The sequence below is a fragment of the Bacillus sp. SIMBA_008 genome, from assembly GCF_046535495.1.
Lineage (GTDB): Bacteria > Bacillota > Bacilli > Bacillales > Bacillaceae > Bacillus > Bacillus subtilis.
The window spans coordinates 1-297 of sequence record NZ_JAWRWL010000248.1 but is presented as its reverse complement, the minus strand read 5'-3'; the positions used below and the strand labels follow the sequence as shown (position 1 = coordinate 297).

The following is a 297-nucleotide window of genomic DNA, read 5'->3' as shown; positions in this document are numbered from 1 at the left end:
GGGGCGAGTTTTACCATTGGAGAGTATGTGCTGCCGCAAATATTGGCAGAGTTTCATCAGCTCTATCCGCATGTGGACATTGAGGTGGTCATTGATAACACAGAGGCGATTGCCAGTCATGTCCGCTTATTCCATGTCGACATCGGTTTGATTGAAGGACAGACGAATGACAAAGAATTGACAGTAGAAACTTTTCTAGAAGACGAGCTTTATATCGTCGCACCATTAGATCACCCCTTTGCTAAGAAAAAGGATGTCACGATTGATCAATTGCAAAACGAAACATGGATCACGAGA

At 43.8% G+C, this 297-nt stretch carries 1 protein-coding gene; it reads left to right on the top strand.

Annotated elements, in window-relative coordinates:
* Window positions 1–297: LysR substrate-binding domain-containing protein (locus SB658_RS23045; protein ID WP_410602586.1), on the top strand; the 297-nt coding region annotated here is incomplete at both ends.